The organism is Terrimicrobium sacchariphilum, assembly GCF_001613545.1.
GTDB classification, from domain to species: domain Bacteria; phylum Verrucomicrobiota; class Verrucomicrobiia; order Chthoniobacterales; family Terrimicrobiaceae; genus Terrimicrobium; species Terrimicrobium sacchariphilum.
This window is the reverse complement of sequence record NZ_BDCO01000002.1, coordinates 2,205,911-2,223,450: the sequence shown is the minus strand read 5'-3', so window position 1 is coordinate 2,223,450 and position 17,540 is coordinate 2,205,911. Positions and strand designations below refer to the sequence as shown.

The following is a 17,540-nucleotide window of genomic DNA, read 5'->3' as shown; positions in this document are numbered from 1 at the left end:
GCTTCCGCCTTAAGAAGGGCATCATCTCATGAAAGCTGGCCGTAAAGGGATCGCGCTCTGGAGCATCGTTTGCCTCCTGGCATTTTCCCACCCTGTCTCCGCCGAGACACCCAGTGAGGAACAGGCTGTACGCAAAGGCCCCGCACCTGCTTGGGCGCAGCCGGAGAAGGTGCCGCCGCCGGTCGACAAAAAGGAACGCAACGGCAGTCGCGTCTGGCTCCTGCAGGACGAGCAAAACAATGCCGCTGAGCAAACCAGCTATCATCATTATGCGCGTCAGTTTTCCACCAAGTCCTCGGTGGAGAACGACTCCAGTATCACCATCCTGGTCGATCCGACCTACCAGCACCTCGTCCTGAACAAGCTGGTGATTCATCGCGACGGGAAGGAGATCGACCGCCTGCCAGATCAGGAAATACGCACTCTCCATCGCGAAGAACAGTTGGATCGCAACATGTTCGACGGCCAGCTCTCGGTCATCATGGTGCTGAACGACATCCGGGTGGGCGATGTGGTCGAGTACGCGTTCACCTATGAGGGTGAGAATCCGATCTTTGGAGGGAAGTTCATGGACTCGTTCGGCACTATCGGTGACGAGCCGGTTTCGTCGCTCCATTATCGCCTGCTCTGGCCCAGGGATCGCACCCTGCAGGTGCGAAGCCACAACTCCGATCTCGCTCCGACACAAAACACCCTTTCCGACGGCACGACGGAATACCGCTGGACGGCCAGCAATGTCCGGCCGCTGATTCCCGACGACACTCTGCCCGACTGGTATGATCCCTGGGGCTGGGTGCAGCTTTCGGAGTGGAAATCCTGGTCGGACGTCGCGAGATGGGGCGCTCCTCTCTACAATACGTCGGAGGAATTGCCCGATGAAATCAAGCAGGAGGTCGCCCGCATCCGCACCCTGCCCAAGCCGGAAGATCAGATCCGAGCCGCACTCTGGTATGTGCAGGATAATATCCGCTATCTCGGCATCGAGATCGGCCCCAACGCACACAAACCCCATGCCTTGTCGGAGATCGTTTCGCGCCGTTTTGGCGACTGCAAGGACAAGGCCGTCCTTCTTTGCGCAATGCTCCGCGACCTCGGCTTCCAGGCCGACCCGGCCCTGGTGACCACCGAAGGCTGGCTGAAACATGATAACTGGCTGCCCTCCGCATGGGCGTTCAATCACGTCGTCGTCCACCTTTCGCTCGACGGCAAGACGTATTGGCTCGACCCCACCGAGGACAATCAGGGCGGCGCACTCGGAGATATTTATTTCCCCGATTATCATCAGGCTCTCGTCCTCCGCGACGACACCACTGACCTCACCGAGATCAAGGCGGGCGGCTACGACAAGACCGTCACCGATGTGAAGGAGAACTACGATTTCCCCGACTTCTCCGGCCTGGTGAATCTCTCCGTCGAGACCGTCTACCGTGGCCATGCGGCTGATGTGATGCGGAGGAATCTCGAGAACTACAGCCAGGAGGAGATTACCAAGAACTACCGCAGCTTTTACGGCCGGGATCACGAGAATATCCAATCCGTCGAGGTTCCCGAGTTTACGGATGATCGCTCCCGCAACATCATCACCTGCCGGGAAAAATACGTCATCCGGGATTTCTGGAAAAATGACGACGATGAGGATCATCTCAAGGGCAAGGTCGACGCCGACATCGTCAGCCAGCGCTTATCCCGCCCGGAGTCCTCATCCCGCGAAATGCCCTATGCGCTGGACTATCCCGCCAGGGTCAACAGCGTGATAGAACTTTCGTTTCCTCGCTCGATGAATTTCGATTCCGACTCGGAGACCGTCAACGACCCTTCTTTTCACTACTCCTTCACCGCCACGCCGGATGGCAGCCGACTGACCCTGCGGCATAAATACGAGGCCAAGGCCGACCATGTGCCCTCGTATCGCATGAGCGGCTATCTCTCCAACCTCGACCGCGCCTACGGGTCGACCGGCTACATGATCACCGTGCCACATTCCTGGACCAAAGGAGGGACGCAGGAGGAGTCCGAGGAAGTGAAAACACCTCCCCGGTCCTCCCCGGCTTGGAAAACTTCGGCCGTCATCATTCTGGCCGCTGGCGCCGCCGGGCTTCTCATGGGCTCGCTTTTTCTGCTGCTCTTCGCCGTGCTGGCATTCCGCATGCATCGCCGGGCCAAGCCGGTGCCCGCCTCGCCCTTCCAGCCACCAGGCAACAGACCGCCGGGGACCTAGGATCAGTATGGCAATCGAAGAGAAACTGGCTGCCCGGCTGAAGGCGGTGGGGATACGCCCTGAGGACATTACCTTTTCCTTCACCCGATCCAGCGGACCCGGCGGCCAGCATGTCAACAAGGTCAGCACCGCAGTCGAGTTACTGCATGTGCCCACTGGCACCCGAATCGTCGCAAGCGACTCCCGGTCTCAATCCCAAAACCGCCACCTGGCCATCGAACGATTTATCGCCGAGCTCGAACGCCGGAAGGCGGAGCGCCGCCAAGCCCGACTGGCTGCCGTTTCCAAGGCTCGCAGACAAAAAGCGAAGCGTTCCCGGGCGACGAAAGCCAAGATGGTGGAAGGCAAACGCCGCCGCGGTGAGACGAAGAAGATGCGCGGACGCGTCGCGACCTAGAAAGCCAAGGGCGCATAATAAAACACGCCCAGCTGCCTAGACCGTCGGAATGGTTCCTCCATCGATGACCAGCTCCGTTCCGTGAATCGATGCGGCGCGAGGTGAAGCGAGGAAGGCCACCAGATCAGCCACCTCCTCCGGCATCGCGGGACGGCCGATGGGAATACCGCCTAGGGAATCGAGGATTTGCTGGCGGGCCGCATCCTCGTCGACGCCTCCCTGATCGGCGATTCGTTTCACGAGCCCTTCCGCGGCTGATGTGTAGATCCAGCCCGGCGCGACTGAAAGCACCCGCACTCCTTTGGGTCCGACCTCCTTGGACAAGGATTTGCTATAGGTGGTCAACGCCGCCTTGGCGGCAGCATAGGCCGTGGTTGATGCGGGCAATGGGAGGCGGCGCTGGATGGAGGAAATATGGATGACGACCCCATTTCCTCGCTCGATCATCAAAGGCAGCAACAATCGGTCAAGCCGCACGGCCGCGAGGAGATTCACATTCAACTCCTGTTCCCACAGTTCATCGGTGATGACGGCGAAGCCCCCTCCGGGCGTGGCCGATCCGCCCACATTGTGGATCAGGACATCCACTCCATCCCATTGCTCAGTGAGAGTGCGCCCAACATTCGTGGCGCCTTCCGGCGTTGCAACATCAGCCGGGATGTAAAGCTCGCAGTTTACCCCGTCTGGACAGACTGCCGAACGCGCCGTGGTGGCGACTCTGGCGCCAGCCAGGGCAAACCGATGAACCATGGCAGCCCCCGCTCCCTTGGTTCCTCCGGTGACCAGGACCCGGCGGCCCTCAAACTCCCGGACAGAAATGCTGTTCATCGAATGGAAAGATGAGAGATTTTTCCGCCGGAGACGACAGTATCAAAATCGAGTTGCACCGGACTCCCGGGAAAGCTGCCACCAACCTGGCACTGCACCACGACATGATCTCCCGACTTGTGAACTGCGAGAGGCGTGACCCGGAACTGATATTTCCCAACCGTCTCCTTGATCCAATCGCGGATGGCTACATGTCCACAGTATTCTCCGCCTTCGTCCTGCACGACGGCGGTTTCGGAGAAGGAGGCAAGAGCTGGCTCGATCATTCCGGCGTTGGCGGCCTCGATATAATCCGCAAGCGGCGCTGGGACCTCCGATGAATTGCTCGTTGTCATAACCCCACGATAATCCATAGTTCCCAAATGGGAAGAACCCACAAAAAAGTAAGTATGGATCCCCAGGGCGTACCCTATACCCCCGAGACGGCGGCGATCGACGTGGAAAAGGCGCTCAAGATGCTCGAAGGGCGCTGGAAACTCCTGATCCTTTTTCAGTTGTTTGATGGAGGAGTACGACGATTCTCGGAACTCGAACGAGCCATTCCCGCAGTCACCCAAAAGATGCTCGCGCAGCAGCTTCGGCAGTTGGAGAAAGACGGCATCGTCTTGCGACGGGTCTATCCGGAAATCCCGCCCAAGGTGGAGTATTCACTGACCCGGTGGGGCCAGTCCCTCTGTCCCGCCCTCGACGCGCTTCTCACGTGGGCCGGCAAACGTCCCGATGGTGGCCACCAGACGTAAGGAACGCAGGAAGCCCAATCAGCGCATTGCTGCTTTTGGGCTTTCCTCGCTCTCGACAACGAGGCTACCATCCAGTCAGACTCATAGGTCGTCGGCACCATGCTCCGCATGAAGAAAAGTATCCCCCTGTTTGTCGTCATTCTCCTGGTCTGGGCCCTGGCGGCCTACATCCTTATCCCCATGATCACGCGGTCGTTTTACCGCCATCATTTCAATGGAGGCCCGCGCATCACTCACACGTCGGACGGACATCCGGGAGATCCGGTCAATATCGCCATCGAGGGAGAAGAGGCGGAACTTGTTCGCGCCATGAACAAGGCTGGATGGTATCCCGCCGACCCGATCACCTTCGACAGCAGCGTGCGCATCGCGGTGGATTCCGTCATCAAAAAGCCCGACGACCAAGCTCCGGTCAGCAGCTTGTTTCTTTTCGATCGCAAGCAGGATCTGGCCTTTGAGCTTCCCATCGGAGACAGTCCGCGCCAGCGCCATCACGTGAGATTCTGGCGATGGGACAAGCTCAAGGACGGTCGTCCCGTCTGGTTCGGATCAGCCACCCTCGACGAGCGCGTCGGACTTAGTCACGCCAACGCCCAGGTGACCCACCATATCGGCCCGGATGTCGACGCCGAGCGTGATCTCGTCATGACAGGCCTTAAGCAGGCGGGCTTCATCCAGGATGAATATTACGTCACTAACTTCCAGTCGGAACACGAGGGCCGCAATGGTGGCGGAGACCTCTGGCGTACCGATGGAAGGCTCGGCGCGATCATCCTCAAAAAATAACTCACGGTCCCTCTCGCGCGCCCAACCGAGAGGGCTACCGCCAAACGCTCAGGCGTTGGGGTGGTATCATCGCACACATCCCTAGTTTTGGGGGAAGCCAAGGGGCATATCCGACTCGCCTCGGCGCTGAGTCGGCCATCCGCATTCCGGACGCGGGAAAAGACCGTTGACAAATCATACTGCCGCAAGTAGCCATATCTTCATCCTGTAGCTAACGCTACATTTTGACGCAAACACCCATCGCGCTCAACAAGCAGGAAGACAGATGAATCCATGAGAACCAGACATCACACTCTTTTGTACGTCGCGATTATCGGCCTGACTCTGCCAGGTGCGTTTGCGGCAGACACCACTTCACCCGTAAAACCGAAGCGAATTCTCACGTCCTTCACCATCATTCAGGACATGGCTCAGAATGTCGCTGGCGACAAAGCCATCGTGGAGTCGATTACCAAGCCCGGCGCGGAGATTCACGAATATGAGCCGACGCCACTGGATATCGTCAAAGCGCAGGCGGCCGATCTGGTGCTTTATAACGGCATGGGCCTTGAGCGCTGGTTCGAAAAGTTCTTCAAAAGCGTGAAGGGCGTTCCGGTCGCGGTACTCACCGAGGGGATCGAACCGATGAGCATCGCGGAAGGCCCCTACAATGGAAAACCGAATCCCCACACCTGGATGTCCCCGGCCAATGCGGTTATTTACACGGAGAACATCCGCAAGGCGCTGGTGCAGATCGACCCGGCCAATGAGGAAACCTACAACGCCAACGCTGCGGCCTATACCAAGGAGCTCAAGGCTATCGACGAACCGGTGCGCGAGAAGCTCGCCCAGATCCCGGAAAATCAGCGGACCCTTGTTTCCTGTGAAGGCGCGTTTTCCTATCTCCTCCGCAACTACGGCATGAAGGAGCTCTACCTGTGGCCCGTGAATGCCGACGAGGAAGGCACGCCGCAACAGGTGCGCAAAGTCGTCGATACGGTGCGGAAAGACAAAATTCCCGTCGTATTCAGCGAAAGCACGATCAGCCCGAAGGCCATGCTCCAGGTCGCCAAGGAAACCGGGGCGAAATACGGCGGCGTGCTTTACGTCGATTCTCTCACGGCCGAGGAGGGCCCGGCTCCGACTTACCTCAAACTGCTCCAGTACAACGCAGACACCATCGTCAAAGGCTTCACCGGGAAGTGAAGTCAATACAACGAAAGGCAATGATTCCCAATCCTTCCCTCGGGACAAATGGCCGGAAAGGACCGAAATGACCAGCAAGTCAACTTCTCTGGACGTCCATGTGAGCGACGTCACCGTGACGTACAACAATGGACACACCGCGCTCCATGATGCGTCGTTTCATCTCAGAAGCGGGTCCATCTGTGCGCTCGTCGGCGTGAATGGCAGCGGAAAATCCACTCTCTTCAAGGCGATCATGGGATTCGTCAGGCCATCGCGAGGCTCGGTCACGATCGGAGGACGCCCCGTCAAGGAGGCACAAAAGAAAAGCTGGGTCGCTTATGTCCCGCAGTCCGAGGAGGTCGACTGGACCTTCCCGGTGAGCGTGTGGGACGTGGTGATGATGGGCCGGTACGGATTTATGAATTTCCTGCGCACCCCGCGTGCGGAGGACAAACGCCTGGTCCGGGAAAGTCTTGAGAGGGTGAAGATGTGGGACTTTCGGGACCGCCAGATTGGCGAGCTTTCCGGTGGGCAGAAGAAGCGTGTCTTCCTGGCTCGCGCCCTCGCACAAGGCGGACGAGTCATCCTGCTTGATGAACCATTTACCGGAGTGGACGTCAAAACCGAAGCCGCCATTATCGAGCTTCTCCGTGAGCTGAGAGAGGCCGGGCACATCATGCTTGTGTCGACGCATAATCTCGGTTCCGTGCCGGAGTTCTGCGACCAGGTCGTATTGATTAACCGCACGGTACTGGCATTTGGCCCGACGGAGGAGGTCTTCACCCAGGCCAACCTGACCCTTGCCTTCGGTGGTGTGTTGCGGCAGTTCCAGTTCGACCAATCCACCGTGGATGAGACGGACGGACGGGCAGTGACTCTGCTGACCGACGATGAACGCCCCGTAGTGCTGGGACGCGGCGGCCATCTGGAGCACCGCCTCGCGGAGGAAAGGAAACAGGGAGAGGACTCATGATCGAGCAACTGACCATTCCGTTCCACTACGAGTACATGCTCAAGGCGATATTCGTGAGTGCGCTTATCGGAGGCGTCTGCGCATTCCTCTCGTGTTTCGTCACGCTCAAGGGGTGGTCTCTGATGGGAGATGCCCTCTCCCATTCCGTCGTGCCGGGCGTGGCGCTGGCGTTGATGCTCGGTCTGCCGTTTGCCGTCGGTGCGTTCTTCGCGGGCCTTCTGGCCGCGGCTGCCATGGGCTTTGTCAAAGCCAAGACGCCTATTCGCGAGGATGCAACGATAGGCATCGTATTCACGAGCTTCTTCGCATTGGGTCTGCTTCTCATTTCGCTATATCCCACGGGATTCAATCTCCGCACGATCGTCTTTGGGAACATGCTGGGCATCGCGGATTTTGACATCCTCCAGGCGATCGCCATCTGCGGCATCGCCATGGCTGTGCTGCTGGCAAAATGGAAGGATCTTCTGCTTTTCTGCTTTGATGCGAACCAGGCCCGCTCCATCGGGCTCAACACCACTGCGCTGCACTTTATCCTGCTGTCTCTTCTCTCCGCCGTTGCCGTGGCTGCCCTCCAGGCGGTCGGTGCCTGCCTCGTCGTGGCAATGCTCGTAACTCCCGGCGCAACGGCTTATCTGCTGACCGACCGATTTGGAAGGATGCTAGGCATCGCGTCGACAATGGGTGTATTGACAGCCGCCGCCGGAGCGTATGCCAGCTATTTCCTCGATGGTTCTGTCGGGGGATGTATCGTGGTTCTCCAGACGACACTATTCCTCCTGGCGTTCGCCTTTGCTCCCAAACACGGGATGCTCGCGGCGAGGCGTGCTGGTCGGAAAGCGGTTACCACCACACTCCGGGAGGTTTCGGCGTGAACGCAGCCATCGAACTGTTTCTCCAGGACCCGGCCGCGCCATTCCGGCACCAGTTCATGCTCGAGGCGCTCGGCGTGGGGGCGCTGGTGGGCGTCGTTTGTGCGATGCTCTCATGCTACCTCGTACTGAAGGGTTGGTCGTTGATGGGTGACGCCATCTCGCACGCGATGCTGCCTGGCATCGTGCTCGCCTACATCGCGGGACTACCTCTCTCCGTGGGCGCATTTGCTGCAGGGCTGCTGTGCGCTTCCGCGACAGGCTTCATCAAATCGCATAGTCGCGTGAAGGAAGACACCGTCATGGGAATTGTCTTTACGGGCCTCTTCGGACTGGGGCTGGTCTTGTTCACCAAGGTCAAAACCGACGTACACCTCAACCACATTCTTTTCGGGAGTCTGCTCGGCATCTCGCAATCACTCATCGCTCAGACCGCAGTCATCGGCGGACTCACACTGCTCGCAATCCTGCTCCTGCGCAGAGATCTCCTGCTATTCTGCTTCGACGCGAACCACGCCCGATCGATCGGGCTGAACACCACGCGACTCTACTACACACTGCTCTCGCTCGTGGCGCTGGCCATCGTGGTTTCTCTCCAGGCCGTCGGCATCATCCTTGTGATGGCGATGCTCATCACTCCAGGCTGTATCGGGTTTTTGTTAAGCCACCGGTTCACGCACATGCTTCAGATAGCCGTAGGCTCGGCGGTCCTGTCCAGCATCGTCGGCGTATATGTCAGCTACTTCATCAACGGAGCAACCGGAGCTTGCATCGTGCTCGTACTGGCTCTCCTGTTCCTCCTCGCCATGACGTTTGCGCCCAGACGCGGATTACTGGCCAGACGGCTTCTCTCCGCCACTCGGGAGCGCTCGGCGGCATCGAAGGTCCGGGCACCCGCCAGATAGCTTCTCAGGCGTCCCGGGAAGGATTGGCCGGGACAATCCCCGCCTCCGTCTTTTTCGCCAGTACCAGCGATGCTGTGATGGCAACAGCCAGCAGGCCGAGAATGATGCCAAGCGACCAGGTGATCGGAAACTTTCCTCCGAAAGCTTCGTTCAGCCATGCCATTTTCAGGCCGACAAAGATCAGGATCACGCCAAGCGCGTACTTCAAAAGGTGAAATTTGTCGACCGCCCCCGCGAGCAGAAAATACATGGCACGCAGGCCAAGGATGGCGAAGACATTCGAGGTGAACACGATCAGCGGCTCCTTCGTAATGGCGAAGATCGCGGGGACGGAATCCACGGCAAAGATGATGTCCGAGACCTCGATGAATATGAGTGCTACAAACAACGGCGTGACGAGCCACTTGCCCGCCTTACGGACAAAGAACTTCTGACCATCCATCGCTGTCACGGGCAAACGCGACATGAGAAACCGGATTATCGGGTTTTTCGAAGGATCGTCCTTCGTATCCGCCACGAGGAGGATCTTGATGCCGGTCAGGATCAGGAGGACGCCGAAGAAAATCACCACCCAGTGGAACTGGAAGAGGACCGCCCCAAGCGCGATGAAAATCGCCCGGAACACGAGCGCGCCGAGGATGCCAAAGAACAGAACCCGATGCTGAAACTCCGCCGGGATCGAAAGATAGGCGAAGATCATCACAAAGACGAAAAGGTTATCGACCGCCAGAGCCTTCTCAATGACGAAGCCGGTATAGTATTCAATGGTCGCCTGTCCAGCCATGGCGGCATGGTTCATCCCCGCCATGGCCGGATTCCCGGCAAAGCTGGAAAGGCTGTAATAGTAAAGACCGACGCCAAAGATGAGTCCCAGGGCGACCCAGAAGACGCTCCATCCCGCCGCCTCCTTCATCGACACGGCATGAGCGCGGCGGTGAAAGACAAAGAGATCAAGGGCGAGCAATCCGAGAATCAACGCGGAGAAGGCCGCATAAAATCCCCAGTAGTGTTCAAAGGGAAAGAGTGTCATCGGCTCGGGGCGAACAGCGAAGCGGATATCGAACGTTCGAGGCGGGATGCGACCCAACGCTCGATCACATCACGGTTACGGCTGAAGACGGCGTCGACTAGAAAAGCATCGTCATCGAAGCCAATTTCCTCCACCTCATCAGGAATCACGTCGTACCCCTTGAGCAGGTAGGATGCCGCCACGCCGAGCTCGCCCAGGGCACGCCGTTCATCTGAGGGAAGCTCATCGTAGCGCGGCTGATACGTCACGAGAAGTATCTCGAGAATGCGGGCCTGCGCCTGGAGACGGGGATGCCGGACCGGATCGGCCTCGGTAACCTTATCCCACAAGCGCCCCGAGAGATCGGCCAGGCGCCCCAATTCGCCCGGCACGATCCCCGAAGCTGCATTCTCAATATACTCATCGATCGTTGCTGCTTTCACGATGGGGGAAAGCATACCCAGGATTTATCGTTTGAATATTACGATGTTTTTAACGATCCGTTAGATAAAATCTAACCAATGATGAACTACCACCATCTCCGGATTTTCTGGGCTGTGGCACGTGAAGGAAGCTTGCGGGCGGCTGCGGCAAAGCTCCACCTTACGCAGCCAACCATGAGCACCCAGATCCATCAACTGGAGGAGTCGCTGGGTGAACCGCTCTTCCAGCGCAGCGGTCGAAAACTCATTCTCACGGCGGCAGGTCGCGTCGCCATGGAGTATGCGGAGGAAATCTTCGGCCTCGGCGCGGAGTTGCAGGCCGCCTTCGCGCAAGGGATGGAATCAAAGCCCAACCGCCTCAATGTCGGCATCGTAGACTCCCTGCCCAAGCTCATCGCCCGGGAACTCTTGCGTCCGGTATTTGCGATCGGCTCATCGGTCCGGCTGGTGTGCCATGAGGGAGTGCTTGAGGACCTGGTGCTGCGCCTGAAGCAGCATCGCCTCGATATCCTGCTGACTGATACACAGATCTCCGGAGAGATCGCTCATGGCACGTTTCACCACAAACTGGGCGCGTGTGGGATCAGCCTGTGCGCCGCTCCCATCATCGCCCGTCGGTTTGGAAAAAAGTTCCCCCATTCTCTGGAGGGTGCTCCGTTTCTCCTCCCCACTCCCGCCATGCCATTAAGGAGAGAACTGGACGCGTGGTTTCATCGTGAGGGAATCACTCCCCGGATAGTGGCAGAGTTTGACGACACAGCGTTGCTCAAGGATTTCGCTGCAGACGGCATCGGCATCGCTCCCATCCATCAAAACGTCCTCCAGCAGGCTCGCGAGAGCTATGGTCTGACGATGCTGGGAGCAGTCAAGGGCATCCGTGCAGAGTTCTTCGCGGTCTCGGTCGAGAGGAAAGTAGGAAACGAAGCCATTCTCGCCATTACAGGACGCGAACGGCGTTGACTCGGTGGCCGAATCCCCACACATTCCGGATCAGGAGACTATTTTGGAGCGCGCAGCGGTCGATGGCAGCAAATTCCGGACAGCATTTGTCGTGCTGCTCGTCGCCGTTGTCTCGGGACTGTTTCTGGCGCTGGCCTGGCCTCTCCTCCGGCCCCTGATGATCGGGGCGATCCTCTCGGGCCTGTGTACGCCGATGTTCAACTGGTTTGTCCGGTTGTTCCGCGGGCGCAGAGGGCTGGCTTCGATCGCGACGCTGCTCGTCCTTTTCATCATCATCGCAGGTCCGATCAGCGCCATGCTGGGACTCGCCGTTCAGCAGGCGGTGACGGTGAGCGATCGCGCGCTGCCTTGGTTGCAGGATCGCTTCGGCTCGGCCACCTCGTTCGACGCCAATCGCTGGATCGTCGACCATTTTCCGTTCGCCGAGGATTTCGCCCCCAGCCAAAAGGAGATCGTCAATAGCGTCAGTAACGCTATCCGGGGGGTGGGCACCTATCTCGTGAGCAGCGCATCGAGCTTCACCGCGGGCACGGCGGGATTCCTCCTCGAGTTTTTCATCATGATCTATGCGATGTTCTTTTTCCTGAAGGACGGCCGGCAGATCCTGGCGAAGATCTTTTACTACATGCCGCTCGCCCACGATGACGAAGAGCGCATCCTCGAGCGGTTTATCTCGATCTCTCGGGCCACGATCAAGGGCACGCTTTTGATCGGTCTGCTGCAGGGAACACTTGGCGGGCTGGGGTTCTTCTTCGCCGGCATAGGAGGATCGGCCTTCTGGGGCGTCATCATGGTGATCCTGTCGGTCATCCCAGGCGTCGGTGCCGGCCTCGTCTGGGTGCCTGCGGTCATCTATCTCTACGTCGCTGGCCAGGCTCTGCCTGCAACCCTCCTGCTCATCTGGTGCGCCACAGTGGTAAGCACGATCGACAATGTCCTGCGTCCTCGCCTCGTCGGGCAGGACGCCCAGATGCACGATCTCATGATTTTCATCGGCACACTCGGGGGATTGTTTCTCTTCGGACCGATAGGGTTCGTCATCGGGCCGGTGGTCTGCGGTTTGTTTCTCCTCGCCTGGGAAATCTATGGCGCAGCGTTCAAGGACATTCTCCCTCCGGTCGGGGAACTGCGCCCATCCCCCCGACCAGACCGCCATGCCTCGCCAGAAAAGAGCGAAGACAAAAGCGGTACCTCCCGTCCAAAGGGCCGCCGCAAATCCTGATACGACCGGGTGCGTTCTACGCGCTTGTCAGGAAGCCTTTGCAAGGGTAGTCAACGAGGCGTCATATGGATTTGCTCGAGTGCAGCCTCCCTGGCATCCCGAAACTGAGAAGCGGCAAGGTACGCGAAGTATTTGATTTGGGTGAAACCCTCCTTTTTGTCGCGACCGATCGTATCTCGGCCTTCGACTGCATCCTTCCCAACGCGATACCGCACAAGGGCGAGGTGTTGACGCAGATTTCGTCTTTCTGGTTCGACAAGCTCGATTTTGTACCCAATCACGTCATCACGTCGCAGTTTCGCCAGTTCCCGGAGATCCTGAAGCCATTCGAAGCCGAACTGACCGGACGCTCGATGATCGTACGAAAAGCTTCGCCTCTCCCCGTGGAGTGCGTCGTACGAGGTCACATCGCCGGATCGGGTTGGAAAGAATATCAGGCCAGCGGCACCATCTGCGGCCACGTTCTCCCTCCCGGCCTCCGCCAGGGCGACAAACTGCCGGAACCGCTTTTCACTCCCGCCACGAAAGCCGAGACCGGCCATGATGAAAATATCACGTGGAAGGAATGTCGCCGCATCCTCGGGGACGACGTGGCGCATGAGGTACGCGACCGCTCCATCGAGCTTTACGAACACGGCCGAGCCTACGCCGCCCAAAAAGGAATCATCGTCGCGGATACGAAGTTTGAATTTGGCGTCTTTGAGGATGAAATCCTCCTCATCGACGAAGTGCTCACGCCTGACTCCTCGCGCTTCTGGCCCGAGGCAGAGTTTGCTCCCGGCGGCAGCCCGCCGAGCTTCGACAAGCAATTTGTCCGCGACTACCTCGAGACGCTCGACTGGGACAAGCAGCCTCCTGCTCCGTCCCTTCCCGCGGATGTGATCACCCGCACTTCGGAAAAATACCTCGAGGCCTTCGAGAGGCTCACGGGACGCAGCCTGTTCAAGGCACAATGACGGCCCCCGAGGCCATCGATACTTTCATCCTCTATCTCGCCACCGAGCGAGGACTCTCCGACAACTATCAGCTTTCGACGCGGCGTTCCCTCGAGTCGTTTGCCAGTTGGCTGGAGAGTCATGCAAAACTGACTCTAGGCAAGGTCACGCCGGCAACAATCACGGATTACCTCGCATGGCGCAAACGAGCCGGCCTCGCCGCCGCCTCGGTAAAGATAGAGGCCGTCGCAATACGCATTTTTTTTCGTTTCCTGCATTTTCGGCAGATCATCCCACATGATCCTGCCGAGAATCTCCCAACCCCCCGCATCGAACGCTATCTCCCGGAAACCCTCAACCCGAGGGACGTCGAGCGACTCCTCTCAGCCGTCGACACGAACCACGAGCTCGGAAGACGTGACCGCGCCATCCTGGAACTCCTTTACGCCAGCGGACTCCGTGTATCCGAACTCTGCAACGCCCGGCTGGAGAACCTCCATCTGGAGGAGGGCTTCATCCGTGTCACCGGCAAGGGCAACAAGACGCGTCTCGTTCCCGTCGGTCAAAAGGCAATAGAGGCACTCCAATCCTATCTCACCGAGGAACGCCCTGCCCTCGTCGCAAAAAAGACGGGCGCGGAAATTTTCCTCTCCGTTCGCGGCAAAAGACTCACCCCTCAACGCATCTGGCAATTGGTGAAACATTACGCGTCGATCGCTCAGATCGACCAAACCGTTTACCCGCATATCTTTCGCCACAGTTTCGCCACGCATCTACTGGGAGGTGGGGCGGATCTTCGCATCATCCAGGAGATGCTAGGTCATGCCGACATCTCGACGACCCAGATCTATACGCACGTCGATTCCTCGCGCCTGAAACAGGTGCACCGCAAATTTCATCCTCGCGCCTAGCAGTATCCGTTTTTTCCGGCTCAGCAGCCCTGTCTACACATCCGGAACACGCCGAAGGTGCAGTGAAATACTGAGGACTAAAAATCGCCCCACGCACACCACCATGTGCTAACGCGGTGAACGCATGAACGCGGCAAAGTGAACATCCTGCTGTCCCTGTCTAGGCTTGGGACTTGGGCGCATTATTCTTTCTCACAGGAGCAAGGAATCTCCGGCCCACCCAATCATAACCCCAGAGGGCGACCGGATAGCTGATGATCGCAGAAACTATCGCGAGCACGCCCGCTCCAGTAAGAACGGGAAAAGGCGCGCGTTTGATCAATTCAAAAAGATTCCCCGTCGGCTCGCCGGCTGCCGTTCCGAGGATAAAATTCCCGATCTTGTACTCGAGATAGACGAAGAACGCGGCGGTCAGCGGATTCGTCAGCCAGGTCAGGGCGATAGCTGCCGGGATGTTGACGCGTCCAAAATATGCGATCACCGCAGCTCCGAGCATCTGAAATGGCAAGGGGATCATCGCAAAAAACACCCCGATGGCGCATCCGGCGGCAAAACGCTCTCGCTGCGGCTGCCACATTTCCAAATTAAAAAGTCGATCTCCGAGGCGGCGATGCAACCAGGTTCCACGAATGTGTTTGATCCTGGGGAGATGTCGCAAGTACTTGCCAGCCACACTCCTCCGCCATTCACGCGGATTCACAACAGACCTCCCGCCTTGTAAACATCGTCATCTGATACTCCTCGATGGGGCATCTCTTCTTGCCAACTTGCTCTCTGCTGAATAAACACCCTGTGATATGAAGAAAATTGAGGCGATCATTAAACCCTTCAAAATGGAAGACGTCAAAGAGGCTCTTGCCGAAGTTGGGATTGAAGGAATGACCGTCAGCGAGGTAAAGGGTTTTGGCCGTCAGAAAGGCCATACCGAGATCTATCGCGGCAGTGAATACACGGTGGACTTCCTCCCGAAGGTCAAGTTTGAGATCGTCGTGGCTGATTCCCTGGTTGAGAAGGCCGTTCAGGCTATTTCCGCCTCCGCCAAAACCGGCAAGATCGGTGATGGCAAGATTTTCGTCCTTCCGATCGAGACGGCTGTCCGCATCCGTACCGAAGAGACGGGCGACTCGGCGATCTAGTCGCCCAGTCTAGAGGCGGCAGGGTTATCTCCACACTTCCATGCCCGACTGGCTGGTAGTCGTCATTCTCGGTATCGTTGAAGGCCTTACCGAGTTCATCCCGGTTTCATCGACAGGTCATCTCCTCATTGTTGAGCATTGGCTCAATGCGAAGCAGAGCGACCTTTTTAACGTCGTCATCCAGTGTGGTGCGGTAATAGCGGTGCTACCGTTATTCCGCAGTAGGATCGAGATGCTTCTGCGCTGGCGCGAGGCCGCAAGCCGCGACTTTGCGCTCAAAATCTTCGCCTGTTTCTTCATTACCGGCGTAGGCGGACTCATCCTCGACAAGATGCATTTTGAGCTGCCGGAGGAAGTTTTCCCGGTGGCACTGGCCCTGATCATCGGTGGTGTGATTTTCATCGCGGTGGAGGGCCTCCTCAAGGGGAAGAAGCTCGGATCAGACATCACCTGGCTCATCGTCGTCGCGGTAGCCGTCGGCCAGTTGCTCGCGGCCATCTTTCCCGGGCTCTCCCGCTCTGGATCGACGATCATGATCGCGATGATCCTAGGATTGAGCCGTGGCGCCGCCACAGAATTCTCGTTCCTGGTGGGCATCCCCACCCTGCTCGCAGCGGGAGCTCTCAAGATTTACAAAGAGCTCAAAGTCGGCGGACATGAGGACTGGTCCCTTCTCCTCCTCGCGACGATCGCCTCGGCCATCGTCTCCTTCCTCGCAGTGAAATGGCTGCTTCGCTACGTGCAGAGCCACACCTTTGTCAGCTTCGGCATTTATCGCATCGTTGTCGGTCTGGTGCTACTGTGGGCCCTCTGGCCGAAATAAATGGAACCCATCATTCCCGATCTCCAGGCCGCCGTGCTCTGTGAAGACGTCCGCGCTGAAGTCAGCGGACAGCAAACTCTCGTGGGGATCATCGGTCTCATCCCCGCCCCCACGACGCCTATCGGGTTCTTCAAGCTTTGCATTTGGACACGCTGGTGCGGCGGAGTGGGCCGGTTCAAGCAACGTTCGCTCATCCTGGATTGCGACAATGACCAGCCCATCGCGCAGAGCGAGGTGGAGTTTTCCCTCACCGGGCTGGACTCACACGCAACGAATGTCCACGTGCTCGGTGGCATTCAGTTTCCCAAATACGGCATCTATCACGTCGAGATTCGCGTCGACGATGAGTTGAAGCTCCGCTTTCCGCTGCCAGTCGTACGCCCGCAGCAGAACGTTGCTGCCAACTAGAACTCGATCTGCTCGCCATCGTCCGGCAGGTAGACTGAATCCACCTGATCAAGCCTCTGGCTACACTGGAGGCGGATTCCCGCCCGATCCAGCCCATCGCGCTCAACGACGTGCGTGAGGCAGAGCGTGCCCACCTTGGAAGAGGCAAGAGCCGCCAGCAAATCCGCAAGAGACAAGTGGGCGAGTTCACAGATTAGCAGATCGACCGGTTCCGTAAGGAGGGGTTCGAGATCTTTGGCTCCGCCTATGTCACCGGTATAAACGACCCTCTTTCCCTCCGCCTGAATATCAAAGGAAAACGACTCGATAGATTTGTCCTGCAGTTCGTCCTGATACCGGTCGAGGTGACTGGTATGTCTCGGGATAACCGATGTCCCTTGGAAGGTAACCGCCTCCCCCGCTTTCCAGGTAAAGATATCCAGAGGGAACTTCAGATGCTCGATGGGAAGAAACGACGCCCTTAACCAAGCCTTCAGCGGCTCGACCAGATGAGTGGGCAGCCCGAGCGGCAAAGCTCGACTCCGTCGACGTATCTTACTCGCTTGAAGCAACATAGGAATACCAGCCGTATGATCACAATGTGCGTGCGTGATCCAGACTGCATCGAGATCGTCGAGGGCGAATCCCCTGCTAAGAAGGGAATAGGTACACGGCTCCCCGGCATCGAGAAGGATGCGAGCGCCATCCGTATGGAGGAGGATGCTGGATTGGAAACGTCCCGGAGCGCCACCGCCATGCCCTGTCCCGAGGAAAGTGATCGTCGCCATGCGCAAAGTGCTACGCCGACAATGGGTGTCCTAGCAAGCGAGT

21 protein-coding genes are annotated in these 17,540 nt (G+C 58.2%); 15 read left to right on the top strand and 6 right to left on the bottom strand.

Annotated features, from left to right (window positions below; genetic code table 11):
- Positions 1-28 precede the first annotated feature (28 nt).
- Together TSACC_RS10465 and TSACC_RS10460 are read left to right on the top strand one after the other, a co-directional pair.
- Complete coding sequence (locus TSACC_RS10465; protein WP_075079251.1) at positions 29-2,218, top strand: DUF3857 domain-containing transglutaminase family protein; 2,190 nt, start codon at positions 29-31, stop codon at positions 2,216-2,218.
- Between the two features lie 7 nt (positions 2,219-2,225).
- Positions 2,226-2,615 carry a peptide chain release factor family protein gene (locus TSACC_RS10460; protein WP_084400366.1) on the top strand — a complete coding sequence of 130 codons (390 nt, stop codon included), beginning with the start codon at positions 2,226-2,228 and terminating at the stop codon, positions 2,613-2,615.
- Between the two features lie 36 nt (positions 2,616-2,651).
- Here TSACC_RS10460 and TSACC_RS10455 read toward each other — a convergent pair whose 3' ends face one another.
- Entirely contained in the window at positions 2,652-3,443 is a 792-nt protein-coding gene (locus TSACC_RS10455; protein ID WP_075079249.1) for an SDR family oxidoreductase, read from the bottom strand.
- Positions 3,440-3,778, bottom strand: a complete 339-nt coding sequence (locus TSACC_RS10450) for a nuclear transport factor 2 family protein (RefSeq protein ID WP_075079248.1) — start codon at positions 3,776-3,778, stop codon at positions 3,440-3,442. The genes TSACC_RS10455 and TSACC_RS10450 overlap by 4 nt, the downstream gene beginning before the upstream one ends.
- Positions 3,779-3,805: 27 nt before the next feature.
- Between TSACC_RS10450 and TSACC_RS10445 the strand changes: the two genes are divergently transcribed.
- From TSACC_RS10445 to TSACC_RS10420, 6 genes are all read left to right on the top strand, one after another.
- Entirely contained in the window at positions 3,806-4,183 is a 378-nt protein-coding gene (locus TSACC_RS10445) for a winged helix-turn-helix transcriptional regulator (RefSeq protein ID WP_075079247.1), read from the top strand.
- A gap of 108 nt (positions 4,184-4,291) precedes the next feature.
- Positions 4,292-4,969, top strand: coding sequence for an LssY C-terminal domain-containing protein (locus tag TSACC_RS10440; RefSeq protein WP_202815946.1), 678 nt, complete (start codon positions 4,292-4,294; stop codon positions 4,967-4,969).
- A 273-nt stretch (positions 4,970-5,242) separates the two neighbouring features.
- The gene (locus tag TSACC_RS10435) at positions 5,243-6,154 is read left to right on the top strand and encodes a metal ABC transporter substrate-binding protein (RefSeq protein WP_075079245.1); all 912 of its coding nucleotides are present in this window, start codon (positions 5,243-5,245) and stop codon (positions 6,152-6,154) included.
- Positions 6,155-6,221: 67 nt separating this feature from the next.
- Complete coding sequence (locus tag TSACC_RS10430; RefSeq protein ID WP_075079244.1) at positions 6,222-7,109, top strand: manganese/iron ABC transporter ATP-binding protein; 888 nt, start codon at positions 6,222-6,224, stop codon at positions 7,107-7,109.
- Positions 7,106-7,981, top strand: a complete 876-nt coding sequence (locus TSACC_RS10425) for a metal ABC transporter permease (protein ID WP_075079243.1) — start codon at positions 7,106-7,108, stop codon at positions 7,979-7,981. The genes TSACC_RS10430 and TSACC_RS10425 overlap by 4 nt, the downstream gene beginning before the upstream one ends.
- Entirely contained in the window at positions 7,978-8,883 is a 906-nt protein-coding gene (locus TSACC_RS10420) for a metal ABC transporter permease (protein WP_275477987.1), read from the top strand. Before TSACC_RS10425 ends, TSACC_RS10420 begins: the two co-directional genes overlap by 4 nt.
- A 4-nt stretch (positions 8,884-8,887) precedes the next feature.
- Here TSACC_RS10420 and TSACC_RS10415 read toward each other — a convergent pair whose 3' ends face one another.
- Complete coding sequence (locus TSACC_RS10415; RefSeq protein ID WP_075079242.1) at positions 8,888-9,913, bottom strand: TerC family protein; 1,026 nt, start codon at positions 9,911-9,913, stop codon at positions 8,888-8,890.
- Positions 9,910-10,350: a YkvA family protein gene (locus tag TSACC_RS10410; protein ID WP_075079241.1), complete on the bottom strand. Its 441-nt coding sequence runs from the start codon at positions 10,348-10,350 to the stop codon at positions 9,910-9,912. The genes TSACC_RS10415 and TSACC_RS10410 overlap by 4 nt, the downstream gene beginning before the upstream one ends.
- A 63-nt stretch (positions 10,351-10,413) precedes the next feature.
- Here TSACC_RS10410 and TSACC_RS10405 point away from each other — a divergent pair, with 63 nt between their 5' ends.
- From TSACC_RS10405 to xerD, 4 genes are all read left to right on the top strand, one after another.
- Entirely contained in the window at positions 10,414-11,295 is an 882-nt protein-coding gene (locus TSACC_RS10405; RefSeq protein WP_075079240.1) for a LysR family transcriptional regulator, read from the top strand.
- 43 nt (positions 11,296-11,338) lie between these two features.
- Positions 11,339-12,517, top strand: a complete 1,179-nt coding sequence (locus TSACC_RS10400; protein ID WP_237763940.1) for an AI-2E family transporter — start codon at positions 11,339-11,341, stop codon at positions 12,515-12,517.
- Positions 12,518-12,582: 65 nt separating this feature from the next.
- Positions 12,583-13,473, top strand: coding sequence for a phosphoribosylaminoimidazolesuccinocarboxamide synthase (locus tag TSACC_RS10395; protein WP_075079238.1), 891 nt, complete (start codon positions 12,583-12,585; stop codon positions 13,471-13,473).
- A complete protein-coding gene (gene xerD / locus TSACC_RS10390; RefSeq protein WP_075079237.1) occupies positions 13,470-14,363 on the top strand; it encodes a site-specific tyrosine recombinase XerD in 894 nt (297 codons plus the stop codon). Before TSACC_RS10395 ends, xerD begins: the two co-directional genes overlap by 4 nt.
- A gap of 160 nt (positions 14,364-14,523) precedes the next feature.
- Here the strand turns inward: xerD and TSACC_RS10385 are convergent, their stop codons facing one another.
- Positions 14,524-15,036, bottom strand: a complete 513-nt coding sequence (locus TSACC_RS10385; RefSeq protein ID WP_269084888.1) for a DUF2062 domain-containing protein — start codon at positions 15,034-15,036, stop codon at positions 14,524-14,526.
- A gap of 124 nt (positions 15,037-15,160) precedes the next feature.
- On the opposite strand from TSACC_RS10385, the gene TSACC_RS10380 reads away from it, so the two are divergent.
- The 3 genes from TSACC_RS10380 to TSACC_RS10370 are packed head-to-tail and all read left to right on the top strand — an operon-like array spanning position 15,161 to position 16,730.
- Entirely contained in the window at positions 15,161-15,499 is a 339-nt protein-coding gene (locus tag TSACC_RS10380) for a P-II family nitrogen regulator (protein WP_075079235.1), read from the top strand.
- Positions 15,500-15,539: 40 nt separating this feature from the next.
- A complete protein-coding gene (locus TSACC_RS10375) occupies positions 15,540-16,322 on the top strand; it encodes an undecaprenyl-diphosphate phosphatase (protein WP_075079234.1) in 783 nt (260 codons plus the stop codon).
- A complete protein-coding gene (locus tag TSACC_RS10370) occupies positions 16,323-16,730 on the top strand; it encodes a DUF6941 family protein (RefSeq protein WP_075079233.1) in 408 nt (135 codons plus the stop codon).
- On the opposite strand, the gene TSACC_RS10365 is transcribed toward TSACC_RS10370, so the two are convergent.
- Positions 16,727-17,497, bottom strand: a complete 771-nt coding sequence (locus TSACC_RS10365; protein WP_075079232.1) for an MBL fold metallo-hydrolase — start codon at positions 17,495-17,497, stop codon at positions 16,727-16,729. The genes TSACC_RS10370 and TSACC_RS10365 overlap by 4 nt on opposite strands.
- Positions 17,498-17,540 lie beyond the last annotated feature (43 nt).

What these genes read in the sequence shown, in the direction of transcription:
- TSACC_RS10430 (WP_075079244.1), top strand. Translation starts at nt 6,222, where the DNA reads ATGACCAGCAAGTCAACTTCTCTGGACGTCCATGTGAGCGACGTCACC.
- TSACC_RS10425 (WP_075079243.1), top strand. Translation starts at nt 7,106, where the DNA reads ATGATCGAGCAACTGACCATTCCGTTCCACTACGAGTACATGCTCAAG.
- TSACC_RS10380 (WP_075079235.1), top strand. Translation starts at nt 15,161, where the DNA reads ATGAAGAAAATTGAGGCGATCATTAAACCCTTCAAAATGGAAGACGTC.
- TSACC_RS10375 (WP_075079234.1), top strand. Translation starts at nt 15,540, where the DNA reads ATGCCCGACTGGCTGGTAGTCGTCATTCTCGGTATCGTTGAAGGCCTT.
- TSACC_RS10455 (WP_075079249.1), bottom strand. Translation starts at nt 3,443, where the DNA reads ATGAACAGCATTTCTGTCCGGGAGTTTGAGGGCCGCCGGGTCCTGGTC.
- TSACC_RS10410 (WP_075079241.1), bottom strand. Translation starts at nt 10,350, where the DNA reads ATGCTTTCCCCCATCGTGAAAGCAGCAACGATCGATGAGTATATTGAG.
- TSACC_RS10415 (WP_075079242.1), bottom strand. Translation starts at nt 9,913, where the DNA reads ATGACACTCTTTCCCTTTGAACACTACTGGGGATTTTATGCGGCCTTC.
- TSACC_RS10440 (WP_202815946.1), top strand. Translation starts at nt 4,292, where the DNA reads ATGAAGAAAAGTATCCCCCTGTTTGTCGTCATTCTCCTGGTCTGGGCC.
- TSACC_RS10445 (WP_075079247.1), top strand. Translation starts at nt 3,806, where the DNA reads ATGGGAAGAACCCACAAAAAAGTAAGTATGGATCCCCAGGGCGTACCC.
- TSACC_RS10465 (WP_075079251.1), top strand. Translation starts at nt 29, where the DNA reads ATGAAAGCTGGCCGTAAAGGGATCGCGCTCTGGAGCATCGTTTGCCTC.
- TSACC_RS10450 (WP_075079248.1), bottom strand. Translation starts at nt 3,778, where the DNA reads ATGACAACGAGCAATTCATCGGAGGTCCCAGCGCCGCTTGCGGATTAT.
- TSACC_RS10435 (WP_075079245.1), top strand. Translation starts at nt 5,243, where the DNA reads ATGAGAACCAGACATCACACTCTTTTGTACGTCGCGATTATCGGCCTG.
- TSACC_RS10370 (WP_075079233.1), top strand. Translation starts at nt 16,323, where the DNA reads ATGGAACCCATCATTCCCGATCTCCAGGCCGCCGTGCTCTGTGAAGAC.
- xerD (WP_075079237.1), top strand. Translation starts at nt 13,470, where the DNA reads ATGACGGCCCCCGAGGCCATCGATACTTTCATCCTCTATCTCGCCACC.
- TSACC_RS10460 (WP_084400366.1), top strand. Translation starts at nt 2,226, where the DNA reads ATGGCAATCGAAGAGAAACTGGCTGCCCGGCTGAAGGCGGTGGGGATA.
- TSACC_RS10395 (WP_075079238.1), top strand. Translation starts at nt 12,583, where the DNA reads ATGGATTTGCTCGAGTGCAGCCTCCCTGGCATCCCGAAACTGAGAAGC.
- TSACC_RS10365 (WP_075079232.1), bottom strand. Translation starts at nt 17,497, where the DNA reads ATGGCGACGATCACTTTCCTCGGGACAGGGCATGGCGGTGGCGCTCCG.
- TSACC_RS10405 (WP_075079240.1), top strand. Translation starts at nt 10,414, where the DNA reads ATGATGAACTACCACCATCTCCGGATTTTCTGGGCTGTGGCACGTGAA.